Source organism: Joostella atrarenae (assembly GCF_021764745.1).
Taxonomy (GTDB): domain Bacteria; phylum Bacteroidota; class Bacteroidia; order Flavobacteriales; family Flavobacteriaceae; genus Galbibacter; species Galbibacter atrarenae.
The window spans coordinates 816,842-836,535 of record NZ_JAETXX010000001.1; the positions used below are offsets into that span (position 1 = coordinate 816,842).

The window sequence follows — 19,694 nt, forward strand, 5'->3', positions numbered from 1 at the left end:
TCGTATTTTTGAGAAGATTTCTAGAAGTGGAGTTAGAAGAGCCCTTTTAGAAATCTTCTTTTATTTTTAAAAATTGCTATATGAAATACACAAAACTACCTAATACTGATGTTGATGTCAGTAGAATCTGCTTAGGGACCATGACTTGGGGAAAGCAGAATACAGAGGCAGAAGGGCATCAGCAAATGGATTTTGCGGTCGATAAAGGAGTTAATTTTTTTGATACTGCAGAGTTGTATGCTATTCCGAAAGAAGTGGCAACTCAAGGAAGTACAGAGAAGATAATTGGAAACTGGTTTAAAAAATCGGGAAAGCGAGATGAAATTATTCTGGCTTCTAAAATTGCTGGGCCTCCAGAATTTAACGAACACTTTATTAGAAAAGAAGGTTTTACAAAAGCTGCTTTTGATGATGCAATTCATGGAAGTTTAAAAAGATTGCAAACCGATTATATTGATCTTTATCAGTTGCATTGGCCAGATAGAGATACTAATTATTTTGGGAACTTAGATTATCATACCAATAATGATGAAAAATGGGAAGATAATATTCAGCAAATACTTCAGATTCTAGAAGGATATATTAAGGAGGGTAAAATACGTTACATCGGACTTTCTAATGATGTTCCTTGGAGCGTAATGCGTTATTTAGAAGAGAATAAGTTTAATGGCCTACCGCGGATTAGTACTATTCAAAATCCGTATAATTTATTGAATAGAACTTATGAAATTGGTTTAGCGGAAATATCTATGCGTGAAAATGTTGGATTATTGCCTTATTCTCCGCTTGCTTTTGCACGTCTTACAGGTAAGTTTATTGAAAATAAAGGAATAGAAGATGCACGAATCGCATTATTTCCTGAGATGGCCAGGTATAATGGAGAGCGATCATTGGCTGCTACTCGTCAATATTATGATTTGGCTAAAAAACACAATATGTCTTTAGCTACATTAGCTTTAGCATTTATAAATGCGCAGCCTTTTGTAACAAGTAATATTATTGGAGCTACAAAAATGGAGCAGTTGGAAGAAAATATTGCAAGTATCGATGTTGATTTGGATAGAGAGATTTTTGAGGAAATCAATAAAATTCATAGCAATATACCCAATCCAGCGCCTTAATATTAGATTCGCGTTTTAAAAATATAATATTACAAAATAGCAAACCTCGTGGAATACACGAGGTTTGTTGTTTTATAGTGTTAATTTGGTTAATCTACTTTTCTGAAAGTAAGCTCATTATCTCCAGAAGTAAGAGTAAGAATAAGATTTTCGTATTTGTAGCTGAATCTTTTATTATTAACTGCACTTAAGAAATTACTTTCTAAGTTTTGGTTTTTACAAGCCATTCTTGTGCTTACCAATTCCCCAATTGCAAGAGAATCTTTTTCTACTACTAAAGTTCCATTAATTCTATTACATCCGCTGAAACCAAATACTTTTCCTGTTCGTAAATTGAACTCTAAATTAGGACGTTTCATGCTTTTGTCAACTGGATTTCCGTCAATTGTTTCTAATGCCCATATATCGTTTAAACGATAATCGCCTATATACTTTCCACAACCGTCAAAATCTTTGTAATCTTCCATGTCTTTCGTTTTCGTTGAAATACGAACCTTATAAGAGAAAGCTTCATCGCTGTTAGTTTCACATGGCTTTTTAAAGATGGTAACCTGTAGTGTTCCTGCTTCCGTTTCAGCAGAATAATTTACAGCATTCACATCTTGAGGGATGCGTTCTTCTGGAACTGGAGTGCTAATTTTCTTTGGTGAGTCTAAAGAAGTGAATGTCATCGATTTATCAAAATCGATTAATAAGCTCCATGAAGGATTTTCTCCTGTAGCTATAAAATCTACTCCTTCTGGAATGGTATTCTCTGTTTTCATGGGAGTTTCTTTAGTTACTTCTTCTTTTGGCGAATTAGCTTCTTTCTCTTTATTGGCTTCCTTGCAAGACGCAAATGTTATTAATGATAACCCTATTAATATTATTTTTTTCATGTCTATTCTTATGTGTTATTTCTATCCAAATAAAAAGGCTACAACATCTTCAATTTTAGAAACACGTTGGATTTTTATCTGATTGTTTTTTAATGATATTTTATTCAGTTTAGATACAAAAATAGTTGAAAACCCTAACTTTTCTGCCTCCAAGATTCGTTGCTCTACCCTTTGTACGGGTCTTATTTCTCCTGCTAAACCTATTTCAGCAGCAAAGCAAAAATCTCTTTCAATAGCAATATCTTCATTGCTAGAGAGAATGGCTGCAACAACTGCCAAATCAATTGCAGGTTCTTCTATAGAAATACCTCCAGTTAAATTTAAAAATACATCTTTAGCACCGAGTCTAAAACCAGCTCTTTTTTCTAGAACCGCCAAAAGCATATTTAAACGCTTTACGTTATAACCTGTTGTTGTTCGTTGAGGTGTTCCATAAACGGCGGTACTTACAAGCGCTTGAACTTCTATCATTAACGGTCGCATTCCTTCCAATGTAGCTGCAATTGCTGTGCCACTAAGCTCTTCTTCTGTTTTAGAAATTAATATTTCTGAAGGATTGCTCACTTCTCGGAGTCCTTTTCCTAACATTTCGTAAATTCCGAGTTCTGCTGTAGAACCGAAACGGTTTTTTAATGCTCTTAAAATTCTGTACACATGGTTTCTGTCGCCTTCAAACTGAAGTACAGTATCTACCATATGCTCTAAAATTTTTGGACCTGCAATATGACCGTCTTTAGTAATATGTCCAATTAGAATGACAGGTGTATTCGTTTCTTTAGCAAATTTTATAAGCTCTGATGTACACTCACGAATCTGACTAATACTTCCTGCGGAAGATTCGATATGGTCTGTGTGTAAGGTTTGAATAGAATCTATAATAAGGATATCAGGCTCTGTAGCTTCAATTTGCTTAAAGATGTTCTGAGTTTTTGTTTCAGTAAGAATATAGCAATGTTGACTACCTGAAAAGATTCGCTCGGCTCTCATTTTTATTTGTTTCTGACTTTCTTCTCCAGAAACATATAAGGTTTTAAAAGGAAGGTGTAATGCAATTTGAAGGAGTAGCGTACTCTTTCCGATTCCAGGTTCACCACCTAGCAGAATAACTGAACCAGGAACGATGCCGCCACCTAAAACACGATCGAATTCAATTCCACCAGAAGACATACGCATTTCTTGAGAACCATCAATCTCTTGGATTCTTAAGGGTTTAGCTGCTCTCTTAGAAGAAGTATCTGTAGGTTTCCATCCCTTTTTTTCTTCTTTTTGAACAACTTCTTCTACTAATGTATTCCAATCTTTACAAGAAGAACACTGTCCTTGCCATTTTGCGTATTGTGTGCCGCATTTCTGACAAAAAAATGTTGTTTTGACCTTTGCCATTCAGCTATAGTTTTTTGAAGCCGAAAGGTACGAAGAAGATTTTATAGTTTGGAGTCATAAAAGTAGTCACTGTATACTTAAGGAACACAAATTAGTGTATACTTGGAGACACTTATGTATAAAAATTATACACATTTTAATTACGGCGTATGACGTAAGTTGTTGTTTTTCAATCATTTTATCAAATGGTATCAAAGTTGTTTTAAAAGTAGCGAATCAAAGTAAACAACAATGAAGCAATCTATATTTTCAAAACCGTCAGAAGAATCACCAAATGAACCTACAAATCGTTTGGAGAGATTTATTTCCAATTCATCATCAACTTTTATTTTAACAGCCACATTTCTGTTGTTAGTAGGAGCTGCACTTTCATTTTATTTTTTACAACCTTATTTTGAAGAAATAAGATTAGAGAGAATGGCAACTAGTTGGGGTTCTTTTCTAGTAATATTGGGGATTACTTTATTGGCAGTTAAGTTTAGTTTTTTAATTTATATACTAAGTCTATACTTACGATACCGAGATATTAAGTCGGTTTCTGATAGTGAATTGCCGTTATGTACAGTAATTGTACCAGCATATAATGAAGGAGAGTTAGTTTATAAAACTTTGAAGAGTTTGGTGGCAAGTGATTACCCTGAAGAGAAGCTTCAGATAATCTCTATTGATGACGGAAGTCAAGATAATACTTGGGATTGGATGAAAAAAGCTCAAGAGGAGCTAGGGAATCGTATTGCAATATATCAGCAGCCAGAAAACAGAGGTAAGAGACATGCATTATACCGTGGTTTCCAATTAGGAAGTGGAGATGTGTTTATTACAGTAGATAGTGATTCTATTGTTTTAAAAGATACTTTACGTATTATGGCAAGTCCTTTTGTAGTGAATGAAGAATGTGGTGCTGTAGCTGGTAATGTGCGTGTATTAAATCGTGATAAAGCTTTAATACCGCGTATGTTGAATGTTAATTTCGCTTTTAGTTTCGAATTTGTACGTTCTGCACAGAGTAGTTTAGGTTCTGTATTATGTACGCCAGGTGCGTTGTCGGCATATCGTAGATCTGCAGTTTTTGGTTGTCTTCATGATTGGATTAATCAGACCTTTATGGGAGAAGTTTCTAAGATTGGAGAAGATCGTGCGATGACAAATATGATTTTAAAACAAGGTTTTAAAGTGTTATTTCAACGTAAAGCTTATGTGTATACTAATATTCCTGAGCATTACAGAAACTTGAATAAGATGTTTATCCGTTGGGAAAGAAGTAATGTTCGTGAGAATATTGCAATGAGTAGATTTGCTTTTGGAAACTTTAGAGAAGGAGCTAAAGCTGGAACTCGTGTATTATTATTAAACCAATGGTTGAAAATGGTAATGGCTTACCCAGCAATATTATTAATGTTATTCTTTGTGTTTACGCATCCATTATTATTCCTTAGCTCTACATTGGTCGGGATTATAGTTTTCTCAAGTATGCATGCTTTCTTTTATGCTAAGAAACACAGTATTTCTGAATCGTTTTGGGCATATCCATATAGTATCTTTTATGCATTTACACTTTTCTGGATTACACCTTATGCAATAGCAACAGCAGGAAGAAGTGGATGGTTAACAAGAGATTTAACTAAAAAAGAGCTTAAAGAGCAACAAATGGTTGCAATGACGTCATAATAAAATTCTTAATAGTCAATATATACTCAACAAACTAAAAGCGTTCATCAAGATTTTATCTTGTATGAACGCTTTTTTATTGGATTTAGAGAAGTTGTTCTTACTCTTCATTTTATTAGAGACATAATCTTTTAGAAAGCAATTGATTTAGTTGATTAAAAAAAGTTAAATTGATGTTTGAATCAAAAAACTATTGAATTGATGAAGGAAAGATATTTAGATTATGCTAATTATAACATTTGGGCCAACAATAGATTAATTAATGATTTAAAATCAGAAAGCGATCAGGTTTTTGAGCATGAGTTTGTTGGGAGTTTTCCGACAATCCGAGCTACAATTTTACATATTTGGTATGCTGAGACAGGTTGGCTTTCTCGTATGCAAAATCGTGGCTGGTCAGTAGAACATATTGTAAATTTTTCTGATGATAATGCAAAGCTTTTTGACAATTGGCAGAGTACGTCTTTTGAATTTAAAGAATTTGTAGCTAAAGCAGATTTAGAGAGGGAAATTAAGTTTCAGCATAAAGAAGAACAATTCTCTATTCCATCTCGCGAGATAATTCAGACAGTTTTTAATCATGGAAGTTATCACCGAGGGCAAGTGGTTATGATGATGCGGCAACTAGGAATTTCTAAAATCTCACAAACAGATTATATCGAGTGGGTTCGAGAAAAGAAAAGAGGGAATGTGTAAAATGAGCTTATTTAGGTAAGTTGAATAAAAAAACGTTCACCAATTAATTAAAGATGAACGTTTTACTATTTTTTACTGAAAGATATTTCGTCTACCAACCAAAGTCGGCTTTTAAAGCATCGATACGCTCCAGAGCAAGATCTTTAGTTACAAAATCTATCTCTTGCATCCCAAAAGCTTTTTCGTAAGTGCGCATAGCTTTTTTAGGTTCTCCCATTTGTTCTAGATATTCAGCTTCAAGGAAAAAACCAAGCATTGTATCTGGGTATTCGTCTTTAGCAATTTTACTGAGCTCATTTAAAGATTCCAAATCTTCTTTTTTCTTAGTGGCTGCATAAATTGCCATCATATCATTTAAGCTTACTTGCTTTTTAAAACTGAATAGTGTTTCTATTGTGCTGTATTTCTCTGTCAGATATTCTACTACAGGACCATCATGTTCTAAAACTTCATTTTTATACTCTTCTATACTTATGGGTTTATAAACTTTAAATATTTTATCTAATGCTTTAGGGGTTCCATAAGAAGCTACTCCGTAATGATTTGCATTATCAAATTCATCAAAGTAATAATGAACGTTATCATTGGTAATGCCTTTCATTGTGTTATCGAAAACACGAATTCGCTGCTGATTTTCTTTCTCATCATTTTCGCTAGTTGCTAAATAATAAAAAGTCATAGCATCTATGTCGCCTAACCTTTCAGGGATGTTTCTTTCCATAGTCGGTGCGAAAGTAGGTGATAAATTAATGTAGGCGTTAAATAATAGGTTTCCTTTAAATAGATAGTAATTAGAGAAATTGACAGTTATATCATGACCAACAATTGCTTTGAATTTTGCTAAGTTGTAATTCTTTTGGATCAAAGGAATGAGTTCCATACCTATAAATTCGAAGAAATCATTTCCTTTTTTATCAGGGAATCCACTTTCATCACTATAAAAACAATCTTCATAGCGAGTTTCACTTTGATTGATTCCGACCACAATACTTTCTGGCATTTCGTTGTTGTAGGTGTAGAATTTTACATTCCCTACCACAACATCAAAAAGATAATCGGCATCTAATACAACAATAAGTGGGTATGATTTTTCTGCGGAATAATTCTCCGGAACATACAGCTGTATGTCTCTTTTTTCTGCTAATTTAAAAGATTCTATTGTTGATGATTTTAGTTGTGCTTTTAAATTTAAAGCACACAAAAAGAGCATCATACAAATTAATGTAGTCTTTTTCATGATAATAAGATTTGGTGAAGGAAAGATATAAAATTATTTGTTTTTATTGTATATCGGAAGCAAAAGAAAAGATAAAGCTCCAAATATAACGACCATCAGTGTTTGTGAAGACCACATGATCCATCCGAAAGCATCTCCCGAAGTTTCAGAAATTCCATAAATAAGAAGAATTTTACTTACGGCAATTGGATATAGTCCTATCCCTCCATTAGTGGCAGTCATAGCAAATGCACCTGCTACAAAAGATGCTAAAATGGCATTTAAGGGAAGTGATGTAGTTTCTGGGATACTATATTTAATAACCCAGAACATTGCAATGTATAAAACCCAGATGCATAGAGTGTAAAAAATAAAGAGCCATTTATTCTTCATTTTAAAAATACTCAAGGCACCTTCAAGAAGGTCGAAGACGAAGTTTTTCACTTTTAAAAAAAAGCCACTTTTTGCTTTTCTTATCAGCAGTAAAAAAATAATCCCCAGAACAATTAATACACTTCCGATTGCAATTAGTTTTATATAATCTATATTTTTTTCAGCAAAATAATTGGCTATGATTTCTGTTTGTAGAATTGCAGTAATTAATACTATTGATAAAAGCATAATTACATCGATAACACGCTCTGCTATAATAGTACCGAAACCTTTTTGAAAAGGTACTTTTTCGTAAGATGTTAAGGTGGTGGCTCTTAATACTTCTCCAGATCTTGGGATGCCTAAGTTTGCTAAATATCCAACAAAAATAGCCATAATATTATTTGGAAAGCGTGGTTGGTATCCTATGGGTTCCAAAAGTAAATTCCAACGTAATGCCCGAGAGATATGGCTTAAAAAACCTAGTATAACCGATAGAATTACCCAGAAGTAATTAGCGTTTTTTATAGCGTTGTAAATATTTAATCTATCTTCTTGTGTGGTGTTGGAGTAGGAGTACCAAATTAAAAATACTCCCAGAAAAAGTGGGAGTATTTTTTTAAAGATATTTAGAATTTTTTTATTCACTTTTAGGTAAGAGAATTGTCTTTCTCATTAGGGAATATTAAAGATGGTTTAAAGTTTTTAGCTTCTTCAAAATCCATAATTCCGTAAGAGATAATTATGATGATATCTCCACGTTGTACTTTACGAGCTGCGGGTCCATTTAAAGTAATCACTCCACTATCTCGAGCGCCTTTTATGGCATAAGTTTCTAGACGTTCTCCGTTATTTATATTTACAATTTGTACTTTTTCACCTTCAATAATATTGGAGGCTTCCATAAGTGCTTCGTCAATGGTAATACTACCAATATAGTTTAAATCGGCACCAGTAACGGTAACTCTATGGATTTTAGATTTTACTACTTCAATTTGCATTTTACAAAGATATTAATTTAGAGCTACATTGTCTATAAGTCTTATATCGCCAGCATACACCGCGATGAAAAGTCTATAGCGTTCGTTCTCTTTTTTAGATTTAATAGGTTTTAGCGTTTCTTCATTAGCAATTTCTGCATATTCTAATTTGAAATTAGCTTTGCTGTCAAATTGCTTTTCTATCCAATTTATAGTATCTAAAGCACTTTCTGTGCCAAACTTTTCTTTTGCTTTTATAATAGTTTCATAAATAAAAGACGCCTCATTACGTGTTTCTTTTGGGAGGCGTTCATTTCTTGAACTCATGGCGAGTCCGCTTTCTTCTCTACTAATTGGGCAGCCTGTTATTGTTACTGGGAGCTTATTTTTAGCTACCATTTTTTTGATAATTTGGAGCTGTTGGAAGTCTTTTTCTCCAAAATATGCATTTTTAGGAGCAACAATTAGGAAAAGTTTTTTGACAATTGTGCCGACGCCGTCAAAATGACCGCTTCGGAATTTACCTTCCATTTCATGTTCTAAACCATCAAAATCGAAAGTTTCAGAAGTTACATTATTGTCGTAAATATCTTCAACTGATGGAGCGAAAATGATGATGTTATTGCTTAGGTTTCCTAAAATTTCAACATCTTTTTCAAAAGTTTTAGGATATTTAGCAAGATCTTTCTTGTTGTCGAACTGTGTTGGGTTAACAAAAATACTAACTACAACGACATCGTTATTTTTAAGAGCCATTTCAACTAGAGAAAGATGACCTTTGTGCAGAGCGCCCATTGTAGGTACTAAGCCGACGGTTTTTTTCTCTATTTTTTCCTTTTCTAGGAATTGAATTAATGCTTCTTTTTGAGTAAAAATTTGCATTTGATAAAAAATTAAAAGCGTGCAAAGCTATATAAATTAAACTAATTAGGCATATTTTTTGTATTTTTGCGTCCTTTAAAGATTAGTCTAAAGAAACAAATTGATTTTATGACAGACAAAAGAGTATTATTTGTCGCTTCAGAAATGGTTCCTTACTTACCGGAAAATGAAGTGTCTTCAATGGCTTACGAAAGCCCACGAATGGTGAATGATAGAGGTGGACAAATACGAATCTTTATGCCTCGTTTTGGTAATATTAATGAGAGAAGGCATCAGTTGCATGAGGTTATCCGATTATCAGGAATGAACCTTGTAGTTAACGATATGGATATGCCGCTTATTATAAAAGTTGCCTCTATTCCTAAGGAGAGAATACAGGTGTATTTTATCGATAACGAAGAATATTTTAAGCGTAAAGCTACTTTCACAGATGAAGATGGAAACTTGTTTCCAGATAACGATGAACGAGCAATATTCTTTGCAAAAGGGGTTGTAGAAACAGTAAAGAAACTTAATTGGAATCCAGATATTATCCATGTTCATGGATGGATGGCTTCCTTACTTCCTTTATATTTAAAGAAATACTATGCAGATGAGCCTTTGTTTGCAGATAGTAAAATAGTAACCTCTGTTTACAACAAAGGGTTCGAAGGAACGTTAGACAAAGAAATGATTAATAAGGTGAAGTTTGATGGTGTTGATGAAGAAACAATTAAGCCGCTAGAAGATCCTACGTATAGCAATCTTTTGAAAGTTGCTGTAGATCATTCAGATGCTGTAATTGTTGCTTCTGAAGAATTGCCAGAAGATTTGAAAGCTCATATCGATTCTTTAGATGTTCCTGTGCAATCACATGTTTCAATTTACGAATTTGAAGAGGCTTACAACACATTTTACGAAACCAAAGTATTAAGTTAATCTAAACGATAAATGAAGATGAATTTAAAAGGAGGTAATGTATTATCTGCATTATTTGTAATAGGTGTTATTGCTTTTTTTACTGCTTGTGAAAGAGATTATAATACTATCGGTGTAGATTTAGTTGATGAGGGAGATATAAATGCCAGTAAAGTCACTTATGATGTATTTGCATATAATAGAAAGCTAAATGGAGTTCGTACAAATGGACTTTCTTCCTATTTATTGGGAGAATATACACATCCAGTTTATGGTGTTTCTAAAACTTCTTTTGCAGCACAGTTGTCTTTAACAAGTGGAGATCCTGTTTTTGGTTCTAATTCTCAGTCAACAGAAAATTCTTCAGCAGACGAAGCGGAGAATGAAAGAGTTACAGCAGTATATTTAAATATTCCATTTTTTAGCACTGCATTAACTGATACCACAGATTTAGGAGAGGAAGAGCCAAAACCATACAGGGTGGATTCTATTGTTGGTAATAGAGACGCGGCTTTTACGCTTAGGGTGAATGAGTACACTAAATACTTACGAGATTTAGATCCAGAGAGTAATTTTCAAGAATCTCAAGAATATTTTTCAGATGAAGATCCTGCTCCTTATGTGAGTACAGTTTTATTTGATGAAACATATGAATTAGATGAGACAGAAATCTTATTCTTTGATGATGAAGATGATCCAGATACAGAAGATGTTGATGAGTCTGCAATTCCTTCAGAAAGACTTACGCCTCGTATTCGCGTAGCTTTAGATAGTCAATTTTTTCAAGAGAAAATATTGGATAACGAAGGTCAGAGTGTGTTAACAAGTCAGAGTAATTTCAAAGAATTTTTAAGAGGAATTTATATTTCTGCTGAAATGCCTAATAGTGATCTCGCAATGTTGCTTAATGTTAATAGCGCTTATGTGGAGATTGAATACGATTACGATAGTACAACTGATGGCGAAACAACTGTAGAGAGTAGTACTTATAGATTGCCTATGTCTGGTAATAAAATAAATTATATTAATGAGTCAGCATACCCTCAGTCTATTTTAGATCAATTTAATGACGCAAATGCTTCTAGGCTATATGTTAATGGAGCTGCAGGAAGTTATGCAGAATTAAATATGTTGGGAGGAGCGCCAGATGTAACAACTGCTTTTCAAGAAGCAAAAGAGCAAGGTTGGCTTATAAACGAGGCAAATTTGATCTTTTATGTTGATAAATCTGCTCTTTCAGAGGAGTCAGATATTACATTGCCTCCTAGAATGTATTTATATGATCTTGGTAATGGAAGAACATTAACAGATTATAGTAGAGATTTAGTTGGGAATACAGGAGTTGATTCAACTAGTTATAGTGTTTATGGTGGTATTTTAGATGAGGATAATGATGTAGGGCCACGTTATAAGTTTAGACTTACAGAGTATGTAAATGATATTGTTCGTAATGATTCTACTAATGTTAAGTTAGGATTAACAACTACAAATAATATTGCTAACATTTTAAACGTGTCTGCATTTAATCAAGAAGAAGAAATAGAATTGCCCCAAGCTTCTATAACCAATCTCTACGGAACTGTATTTTATGGAAATAATGTTCCGGCAAGCGAAGATGAAAGTAAATTACAACTTGAAATTTACTATACAGAAACAAAGAGTAATTAACCTAAAAAATTAATGTATGTGTGGGATTGTTGGATATATAGGCCCTAGAGAGGCTTATCCGATTGTTATTAAGGGATTAGAAAGATTAGAATATAGAGGATATGATAGTGCTGGAGTTGTGCTCTACAATGAAGGAGATACATATCTTTGTAAAACTAAAGGAAAAGTAGCTGACCTTAAAGAAAAAGCTTCTGCGGAAGGAATTACTAAAGGAAATATTGCAATAGGACACACAAGATGGGCTACACATGGAGTTCCTAACGATGTGAATGCACATCCACATTATTCTAATTCTGGAAACTTAGTTATCATCCATAATGGAATCATTGAAAACTACGGTTCTATTAAAAAAGCACTTATAGGAAGAGGATATACTTTTAAATCGGATACAGATACCGAGGTTTTAGTAAATCTAATTGAAGATATTAAAATAAACGAAGGCGTAAAGCTTGGGAAAGCTGTTCAGATAGCTTTAAATCAAGTGATAGGAGCTTATGCAATTGCTGTTTTTGATAAAACAAAGCCAGACGAAATTGTAACAGCAAAGTTAGGGAGTCCTCTTGCTATTGGAGTAGGAGAAGATGAGTTTTTCATTGCTTCTGATGCTTCTCCATTTATAGAATTTACAAATAATGCTATTTATTTGGAAGATGAGCAAATGGCGATTGTTCGTTTAGGGCGTGATGTTAAAATCCGTCAAATAAAGGATGATAAGCCTATTGCTCCTTATGTTCATGAGTTACAATTAAGTTTAGAGCAGATTGAAAAAAATGGTTATGACCATTTTATGCTGAAAGAAATTCATGAGCAACCTGAAGCTATAAAAGATACATATCGTGGCCGACTTCGAATTAACGAAGGGATTATCAAAATGGCTGGAATCGAAGATAATCTTGAACGAATTACAAATGCAAATAGAATCATTATTGTTGCTTGTGGGACTTCATGGCATGCAGGTTTAGTTGCAGAATATATTTTTGAAGACCTTATCCGTATTCCTGTAGAAGTAGAGTATGCGTCAGAATTTAGATATAGAAATCCAGTTATAACGTCTAAAGATGTTGTGATAGCGATTTCCCAATCTGGAGAGACTGCAGATACACTAGCGGCTATTAAATTGGCTAAGCAGAATGGAGCATTTGTATTTGGAGTTTGTAATGTAGTAGGTTCTTCAATTGCTAGAGAATCACATGCAGGGGCATACACACATGCAGGTCCTGAAATTGGAGTAGCTTCCACAAAAGCTTTTACAACGCAAATAACATTACTTACTTTAATCGCTTTAAAATTAGCGCAGTCCAAAGGGGCAATCTCTAAAACTGATTTCCATGAATACCTTGCGGAGATGGAGGCGATTCCATCAAAAGTAGAGGAGAGTTTAAAATTAGATGCACAGATTGAAGAAATCTCTGCGGTGTATAAAGATTCACCTAATTTTCTGTATTTAGGACGTGGATATAATTTCCCAGTAGCCTTAGAAGGAGCATTGAAGCTTAAAGAGATTTCGTATATCCATGCGGAAGGGTATCCAGCTGCAGAAATGAAGCACGGACCTATTGCTTTAATTGATGAGCAGATGCCAGTTGTGGTAATAGCAACAAAAAAAGGGCATTACGAAAAGGTTGTTAGTAATATTCAGGAGATAAAATCTAGAAAAGGTAAGATCATTGCTGTAGTTACTGAAGGAGATACTGAAGTGAAATCGATGGCAGATTATGTAATTGAAGTTCCAGAAACTATTGAAGGTTTAACTCCGTTGTTAACTACAATTCCATTGCAGTTGCTTTCTTATCATATTGCTGTTATGAGAGGTTGTAATGTAGATCAGCCAAGAAATCTTGCAAAATCCGTTACAGTAGAATAGTTTTTATTGCCTTAAATAAATTTCTATACTATATATAATTGCTCTTATGTAAAAATCATTTTTACATAAGAGCAATTTTTTTTGATGATACTTCTTTTTCCATTTATTGATGGCGCTTTATTTTATGTTGAAATAGTGACGATGAAAAAATATATTATATTTTTGGAATTAGAAGATTGATTTTACGTATTTGTTATAAAAATGGGTCGAGATGCTATTTCTATGTTGACTTTGTAACTTTCAAAATTTCAGCTAACTAGAAGAATGAAAAAAAAATGCATATTTTGACTTATTTTTTCAATTAAAAATATATCTTTGCACCGCGAAAAAAGGCTCAATTAACTATAGTTTTTTGTTCATTTTTCAGCAAATAAAAAGCTTAACATTAAACACTTAAGTAATGTCTAAAATTACAGGTAAAGTTTTACAAATTATTGGTCCAGTTGTAGACGTAGTATTTAATTCTGAATCAGAATTACCAAATATTTACGATTCTTTGGAAATTGATAGAAAAGATGGTTCAAAATTAGTACTTGAAGTACAATCTCATGTTGGAGAGGATACGGTAAGAACTATTTCGATGGACTCTACAGATGGTTTAAGTAGAGGTGCAGAAGTAGTTGCTACTGGAAACCCAATTAAAATGCCGATCGGAGACGATGTTTACGGACGTTTGTTTAATGTTATTGGTGATGCTATTGATGGAATTGGAGACTTGCCAAAAACTGGTGAGAATGGACTTTCAATCCACAGAGAAGCACCTAAATTTGAAGATTTAACAACTTCTACTGAAGTACTTTTTACAGGTATTAAAGTAATTGACCTTATTGAGCCTTATGCCAAAGGAGGTAAGATTGGTCTTTTTGGAGGAGCGGGTGTAGGTAAAACTGTACTTATCCAGGAGTTAATTAATAATATTGCAAAAGGTCACGGTGGTTTATCAGTATTTGCTGGTGTAGGAGAACGTACGCGTGAAGGAAATGACCTTTTAAGAGAGATGTTAGAATCTGGTATTATTAGATACGGTGACGATTTTATGCACTCTATGGAAGAAGGTGGATGGGATCTTACTAAAGTTGATAAATCAGCTTTAAAAGAATCTAAAGCTACTTTCGTATTTGGACAGATGAATGAGCCTCCAGGAGCACGTGCTCGTGTAGCTTTATCTGGACTTACTATTGCTGAGTATTTCCGTGATGGTTCTGGTGAAGGGCAAGGAAAAGATGTGCTTTTCTTCGTTGATAACATTTTCCGTTTTACACAAGCTGGTTCTGAGGTGTCTGCACTTCTTGGACGTATGCCATCTGCGGTAGGTTACCAACCAACATTAGCAACAGAGATGGGTGCGATGCAAGAACGTATTACATCAACAAAGAGAGGATCTATTACATCTGTACAGGCGGTATACGTACCTGCGGATGATTTAACGGATCCAGCTCCAGCAACAACATTTGCCCATTTAGATGCTACTACAGTACTTTCTAGAAAAATTGCTGAGCTTGGTATTTATCCAGCTGTAGATCCATTGGATTCTACATCAAGAATTCTTTCTGCTGATGTATTAGGTAAAGAGCATTATGCGTGTGCACAAAATGTAAAAGAGCTTTTACAGCGTTATAAAGAGTTACAAGATATTATTGCTATCCTTGGTATGGAAGAACTTTCTGAAGAAGATAAGTTAGCAGTATCTAGAGCAAGACGTGTACAACGTTTCTTATCTCAGCCTTTCCACGTAGCAGAACAGTTTACAGGTCTTAAAGGAGTTTTAGTTGATATTAAAGATACTATCAAAGGATTTAATATGATTATGGATGGAGAGCTAGATCACCTTCCCGAAGCTGCTTTTAACTTAAAAGGAACTATCGAGGAAGCTATCGAAGCTGGAGAGAAAATGCTTGCTCAGGCTTAATAAGCTTAGCGATTAATTAAAATTAAGTAACTATGTATCTTGAAATAGTAACACCAGAAGCAACATTATTTAGTGGAGACGTTACTTCTGTAGCCGTTCCAGGTGTTGATGGGGAGTTTCAAATGTTAGATAATCACGCGCCTATAGTTTCTATTTTAGGAAAAGGTAATGTGAAGATTTACGGAGATGTAAAAATTGATAAAGCTTACGCTTCTAAGTTTTCTAAAGGAGAAAAAGGAGAAACTGTTTTACCAATTTCTAGCGGAACTGTAGAGATGAATAATAATAAAGTAATTATTCTTGCAGATTAATTTTAGTAAGGATATACATTTATAATTTTTAAAAGCGTCACAAATCTTGTGACGCTTTTTTTGTATATAAGTCAACTTTGTTCTTCTGTTTTGGACTGATGCAGAATTGAATTAACTCATAGAGGGCTAAAACATTTAATTCTGAATTATAATACATATTAATCTATTATCAATAAAAAACCCTGTGAAATCATTTCACAGGGTTGATTTAAATTATTTATAACTGTTAGCCTATCTTATTAAGTCGGGATAAATGTAGTATGTTTTAAAGCTCTTGTTTTAAGACTCTGGAGCAAGTTCAACTTCCAGCCCATCTAAGTCGAAAGTCATTTGTATTTGGCATCCTAAGCGGCTATTTTCTTTTACATTAAAAGCTTCTGCTAACATTAAGTCCTCGTCATAACTCATTTCTGGGAGTTTGTGGTCAGATTCAACATAGCATTGGCATGAGGCGCACATTGCCATTCCACCACAAATTCCTATGGTTCCTTCTGGAGCAAGTTCGTAAGAACGTACAACTTCCATTAAATTCATAGCCATATCTGTAGGTGCTTGAATTTCATGAACTTCTCCTTCTCGATCTTTTATTTTAATTGTAATATCAGACATATGATTGCTTTTATAAAGCCACAAAAATAATTAAAACTTCAGTATTAATTGCAATTACTCTAGTAAAATGGTAGAGATTTGTAGAAATAATTAGTTAATCGATTTAACTACAGCTTTTTCTGCTTCTTTTCTACTTCCATCAAAACCATCTACACCACTAACAGTGGTATATTTCATTACATATTTTTTATCAGGGAAAATTCTTTTGTATGCACTTTGGCACATTAATGTAGCTTCGTGGAAACCACAAAGAATAAGTTTTAATTTTCCAGGATACGTATTTACATCACCAATAGCATATACGCCTGGGATGTTAGTTTGGTAATCTAATGTATTATCAACTTTAATAGCGTTTTTCTCTATTTCTAATCCCCAGTTAGCAATAGGTCCTAGTTTTGGAGAAAGTCCGAATAATGGGATAAAATGTTCTAATTCTTGTATGAATTCTTCTCCATCTCTTTTGATGGTGATACTCTCCAGCTTTTCTTTTCCGTTAAGTCCAGTAACTTCAGCAGGTGTAACTAGATTTATTTTTCCAGCTTTTTTTAGTTCTTCCACTTTTTCAACAGAATCTAATGCACCTCTAAATTCATTTCTACGATGAATTAAGGTAACTTCGGAAGCAACATCGGCTAAGAAAATACTCCAATCCAATGCAGAATCTCCTCCTCCAGCGATGGCTACTCTTTTATTACGGTATAATTCTGGATCGCGAATAATATATTCTACTCCTTTATCTTCGAAATCGGTTATGTTTTCTAATTGTGGCTTTCTAGGCTCAAAGCTTCCTAATCCACCAGCAATAGCGACAACTTTTGCATGATGTTTAGTTCCTTTGTTAGTAGTTACAATAAAGGTTTCATCTTCTTGTTTTTCTATAGTTTCTGCTCTTTCTCCTAAAGTAAAACCAGGCTCAAAAGATTCTATCTGTTTCATAAGGTTTGAAACAAGATCTCCAGCAAGTACTTCTGGGAATCCAGGGATATCATAAATTGGTTTTTTAGGATAAATTTCTGAGCATTGCCCGCCAGGTTGAGGTAATGCATCTATAAGATGGCATTTCAACTTTAATAATCCGGCTTCGAAAACAGTGAATAGACCTGTTGGGCCAGCTCCTATAATAAGGATATCTGTTTTAATCATTGTAACGTAACTTTTAAAGGCAAATTTATAATTGATTTGCCTCTCTTAATATGATATTTATCATTTTGCGTAAGGGATTGCGCTATTTGTTTGAGCTCTCTATGGCATGAAATGCCTAGAAGCGAGTAGCAAAAGCCCAGTTTTTATATTGACTGCGATAGCGAGTTAATATAAAAATACGCCCAAATTATTCTACATTTATAACTTGTTCTATTTGTGGAACATGTTTTTTTATGGTTAATTCCACACCACTTTTAAGCGTCATTTGGTTTACACTACACCCAACGCAAGCACCTTCTAATCTTACTTTTACAATCTTGTCGTTTTCTATAGATACAAGACTGATGTCTCCACCATCACTTTTTAAAAAAGGTCTGATTTCTTCTAGTGCTTTTTCGATGTTTACTTTAATATCTTCCGACGTCATCTCTTTATAAATTATTTCTTATTAACGGGTGAGCAACCTGCCATAGTTGTTATTTTGATTGCTTCAGTAGGAGGTAAGCTTTTGTTTCTACTTACCACTTCTTGAACTATATTTTTGGTAATATCTTTAAAAGAAACCTCTAATGGGGTACCCTCTTGCAATGCAGCAGGACGACCAACGTCTCCAGCCTCACGGATACTTTGTACTAAAGGAATTTCTCCTAAAAATGGTACATATAAGTCATTAGACAAGTTTTTTGCACCTTCCTTACCGAATATATAATACTTATTATCTGGTAACTCTTCTGGAGTGAAATATGCCATATTTTCTACGATTCCGAGCACTGGTACATTAATACTTTCTTGTTGGAACATGGCAACTCCCTTTTTAGCATCTGCAAGGGCCACATTTTGCGGAGTACTCACTACAACCGCCCCAGTGATAGGAAGCGCTTGCATGATACTTAGGTGAATGTCTCCAGTTCCTGGAGGTAAATCGATTAAAAGAAAATCTAAATCTCCCCAGGCTGCATCAAAAATCATTTGATTTAATGCTTTTGAAGCCATAGGTCCTCTCCAAATTACAGCTTGATTTGGCTGTGTAAAGAAACCGATAGAAAGTATTTTTACACCATAACTTTCAATAGGTTTCATTTTAGACTTACCATCTACATTGATGGCAAGTGGTTTTTCATTTTCCACATCAAACATAATAGGCGCAGATGGCCCATATACATCAGCATCTAAAAGACCCACCTTGAAGCCCATTTTAGAAAGTGTAACTGCTAAATTAGAAGTAACGGTAGATTTTCCTACACCACCTTTACCAGAAGCAACAGCTATAATATTTTTTATTCTAGGGATAGATTTCCCTTTTATTTCTGGTTTTTCTGGCGCTTCAACTTTTACATTAACTTTTACTTTCGCCTTTTGAAATACTTTATCGTGAATTGTTTTTAAAACCTCAACTTCAGTTTTTTTCTTTGCTTGTAAACTTGGATTATTGATAGTGATATCTACAACCACCTCATCGCCGAAAATCATTATATTGGTAACGGCTCCACTTTCTATCATATTCTTTCCTTCACCAGGAGCAGAAATCGTTTCTAGAGCTTTTACTACTTCTTTCTTATCTATTTTCATGGACAATTCTTCTTATTTATAACCTCTTAGAAATGAGGATTCTATTTTAAACTGATTCTAAATTACAAAGATAAGGATTAAAAATTAGAAGTTAATTGAAGTAAGTTATGAAGTTGGGGTGAAAATTACTTCTAATATAAAGAATGGTGTAGGAGGTTTTAAAGTTAATGTGCTTTTGATTATTTGAAGATTTTAGTGCCTAAAGTTCTATCGCAGGATCCCAGAAGATTTTTTCGAATTCTTGAATTTGATTATCAATTACAATAACACCTTCGCTTTCTAATAATTGTTGCATTAAGTTAGTGCCTTGAAAGTGATGTTTTCCTGTAAGAACACCTTTTCTATTAACAACCCGATGTGCAGGTACATTTTCCTTCAGACCGCTCCCATTCATGGCATAACCAACCATGCGTGCACTTCTAGCAGCACCGAGGTATTTTGCGATAGCACCGTAAGAAGTAACTCTTCCGTAGGGAATTAAACTAGCAACTTCATAAACACGGTCAAAGAAATTCAGCTCTTCCATTT

At 34.0% G+C, this 19,694-nt stretch carries 19 protein-coding genes; 8 read left to right on the plus strand and 11 right to left on the minus strand.

Annotated features, from left to right (window positions below):
• Positions 1–80: 80 nt before the first annotated feature.
• On the plus strand, positions 81–1,121 hold the full coding sequence (locus tag JM658_RS03535; protein ID WP_236957848.1) for an aldo/keto reductase: 1,041 nt from the start codon (positions 81–83) through the stop codon (positions 1,119–1,121).
• A gap of 89 nt (positions 1,122–1,210) precedes the next feature.
• Here the strand turns inward: JM658_RS03535 and JM658_RS03540 are convergent, their stop codons facing one another.
• Complete coding sequence (locus tag JM658_RS03540) at positions 1,211–1,999, minus strand: META domain-containing protein (RefSeq protein ID WP_236957849.1); 789 nt, start codon at positions 1,997–1,999, stop codon at positions 1,211–1,213.
• Positions 2,000–2,020: 21 nt separating this feature from the next.
• Positions 2,021–3,382 carry a DNA repair protein RadA gene (gene radA, locus JM658_RS03545; protein ID WP_236957850.1) on the minus strand — a complete coding sequence of 454 codons (1,362 nt, stop codon included), beginning with the start codon at positions 3,380–3,382 and terminating at the stop codon, positions 2,021–2,023.
• Between the two features lie 231 nt (positions 3,383–3,613).
• On the opposite strand from radA, the gene JM658_RS03550 reads away from it, so the two are divergent.
• Complete coding sequence (locus JM658_RS03550; RefSeq protein ID WP_236957851.1) at positions 3,614–5,050, plus strand: glycosyltransferase; 1,437 nt, start codon at positions 3,614–3,616, stop codon at positions 5,048–5,050.
• 201 nt (positions 5,051–5,251) lie between these two features.
• Positions 5,252–5,746 (plus strand): DinB family protein, encoded by a 495-nt coding sequence (locus tag JM658_RS03555; RefSeq protein ID WP_236957852.1) that lies wholly within the window; start codon positions 5,252–5,254, stop codon positions 5,744–5,746.
• 91 nt (positions 5,747–5,837) lie between these two features.
• On the opposite strand, the gene JM658_RS03560 is transcribed toward JM658_RS03555, so the two are convergent.
• The 4 genes from JM658_RS03560 to panC are packed head-to-tail and all read right to left on the minus strand — an operon-like array spanning position 5,838 to position 9,196.
• Positions 5,838–6,983 carry an alpha/beta hydrolase gene (locus JM658_RS03560; protein WP_236957853.1) on the minus strand — a complete coding sequence of 382 codons (1,146 nt, stop codon included), beginning with the start codon at positions 6,981–6,983 and terminating at the stop codon, positions 5,838–5,840.
• A 33-nt stretch (positions 6,984–7,016) separates the two neighbouring features.
• On the minus strand, positions 7,017–7,982 hold the full coding sequence (locus JM658_RS03565) for a lysylphosphatidylglycerol synthase transmembrane domain-containing protein (protein WP_236957854.1): 966 nt from the start codon (positions 7,980–7,982) through the stop codon (positions 7,017–7,019).
• A gap of 2 nt (positions 7,983–7,984) precedes the next feature.
• Positions 7,985–8,335: an aspartate 1-decarboxylase gene (panD, locus tag JM658_RS03570; RefSeq protein ID WP_236957855.1), complete on the minus strand. Its 351-nt coding sequence runs from the start codon at positions 8,333–8,335 to the stop codon at positions 7,985–7,987.
• 12 nt (positions 8,336–8,347) lie between these two features.
• Entirely contained in the window at positions 8,348–9,196 is an 849-nt protein-coding gene (panC, locus tag JM658_RS03575) for a pantoate--beta-alanine ligase (RefSeq protein ID WP_236957856.1), read from the minus strand.
• 108 nt (positions 9,197–9,304) lie between these two features.
• Between panC and JM658_RS03580 the strand changes: the two genes are divergently transcribed.
• From JM658_RS03580 to JM658_RS03600, 5 genes are all read left to right on the plus strand, one after another.
• Positions 9,305–10,114, plus strand: coding sequence for a glycogen/starch synthase (locus JM658_RS03580; protein ID WP_236957857.1), 810 nt, complete (start codon positions 9,305–9,307; stop codon positions 10,112–10,114).
• An 18-nt stretch (positions 10,115–10,132) separates the two neighbouring features.
• The gene (locus JM658_RS03585) at positions 10,133–11,761 is read left to right on the plus strand and encodes a DUF4270 domain-containing protein (protein WP_236957858.1); all 1,629 of its coding nucleotides are present in this window, start codon (positions 10,133–10,135) and stop codon (positions 11,759–11,761) included.
• Between the two features lie 16 nt (positions 11,762–11,777).
• Positions 11,778–13,625 (plus strand): glutamine--fructose-6-phosphate transaminase (isomerizing), encoded by a 1,848-nt coding sequence (gene glmS, locus JM658_RS03590; RefSeq protein WP_236957859.1) that lies wholly within the window; start codon positions 11,778–11,780, stop codon positions 13,623–13,625.
• Between the two features lie 400 nt (positions 13,626–14,025).
• Entirely contained in the window at positions 14,026–15,534 is a 1,509-nt protein-coding gene (atpD, locus tag JM658_RS03595) for a F0F1 ATP synthase subunit beta (RefSeq protein ID WP_236957860.1), read from the plus strand.
• A gap of 32 nt (positions 15,535–15,566) precedes the next feature.
• On the plus strand, positions 15,567–15,845 hold the full coding sequence (locus JM658_RS03600; RefSeq protein WP_236957861.1) for a F0F1 ATP synthase subunit epsilon: 279 nt from the start codon (positions 15,567–15,569) through the stop codon (positions 15,843–15,845).
• 279 nt (positions 15,846–16,124) lie between these two features.
• On the opposite strand, the gene JM658_RS03605 is transcribed toward JM658_RS03600, so the two are convergent.
• The 5 genes from JM658_RS03605 to JM658_RS03625 all read right to left on the minus strand — a co-directional run bounded on the left by JM658_RS03605 (position 16,125) and on the right by JM658_RS03625 (position 19,692).
• A complete protein-coding gene (locus JM658_RS03605) occupies positions 16,125–16,454 on the minus strand; it encodes a 2Fe-2S iron-sulfur cluster-binding family protein (RefSeq protein ID WP_236957862.1) in 330 nt (109 codons plus the stop codon).
• 90 nt (positions 16,455–16,544) lie between these two features.
• On the minus strand, positions 16,545–17,597 hold the full coding sequence (locus JM658_RS03610) for an NAD(P)/FAD-dependent oxidoreductase (RefSeq protein WP_236957863.1): 1,053 nt from the start codon (positions 17,595–17,597) through the stop codon (positions 16,545–16,547).
• 187 nt (positions 17,598–17,784) lie between these two features.
• Positions 17,785–18,024, minus strand: coding sequence for a NifU family protein (locus tag JM658_RS03615; RefSeq protein ID WP_236957864.1), 240 nt, complete (start codon positions 18,022–18,024; stop codon positions 17,785–17,787).
• A gap of 11 nt (positions 18,025–18,035) precedes the next feature.
• On the minus strand, positions 18,036–19,166 hold the full coding sequence (locus tag JM658_RS03620; protein WP_236957865.1) for an Mrp/NBP35 family ATP-binding protein: 1,131 nt from the start codon (positions 19,164–19,166) through the stop codon (positions 18,036–18,038).
• 199 nt (positions 19,167–19,365) lie between these two features.
• Positions 19,366–19,692, minus strand: coding sequence for an MGMT family protein (locus JM658_RS03625; RefSeq protein WP_236957866.1), 327 nt, complete (start codon positions 19,690–19,692; stop codon positions 19,366–19,368).
• Between the last annotated feature and the right edge of the window lie 2 nt (positions 19,693–19,694).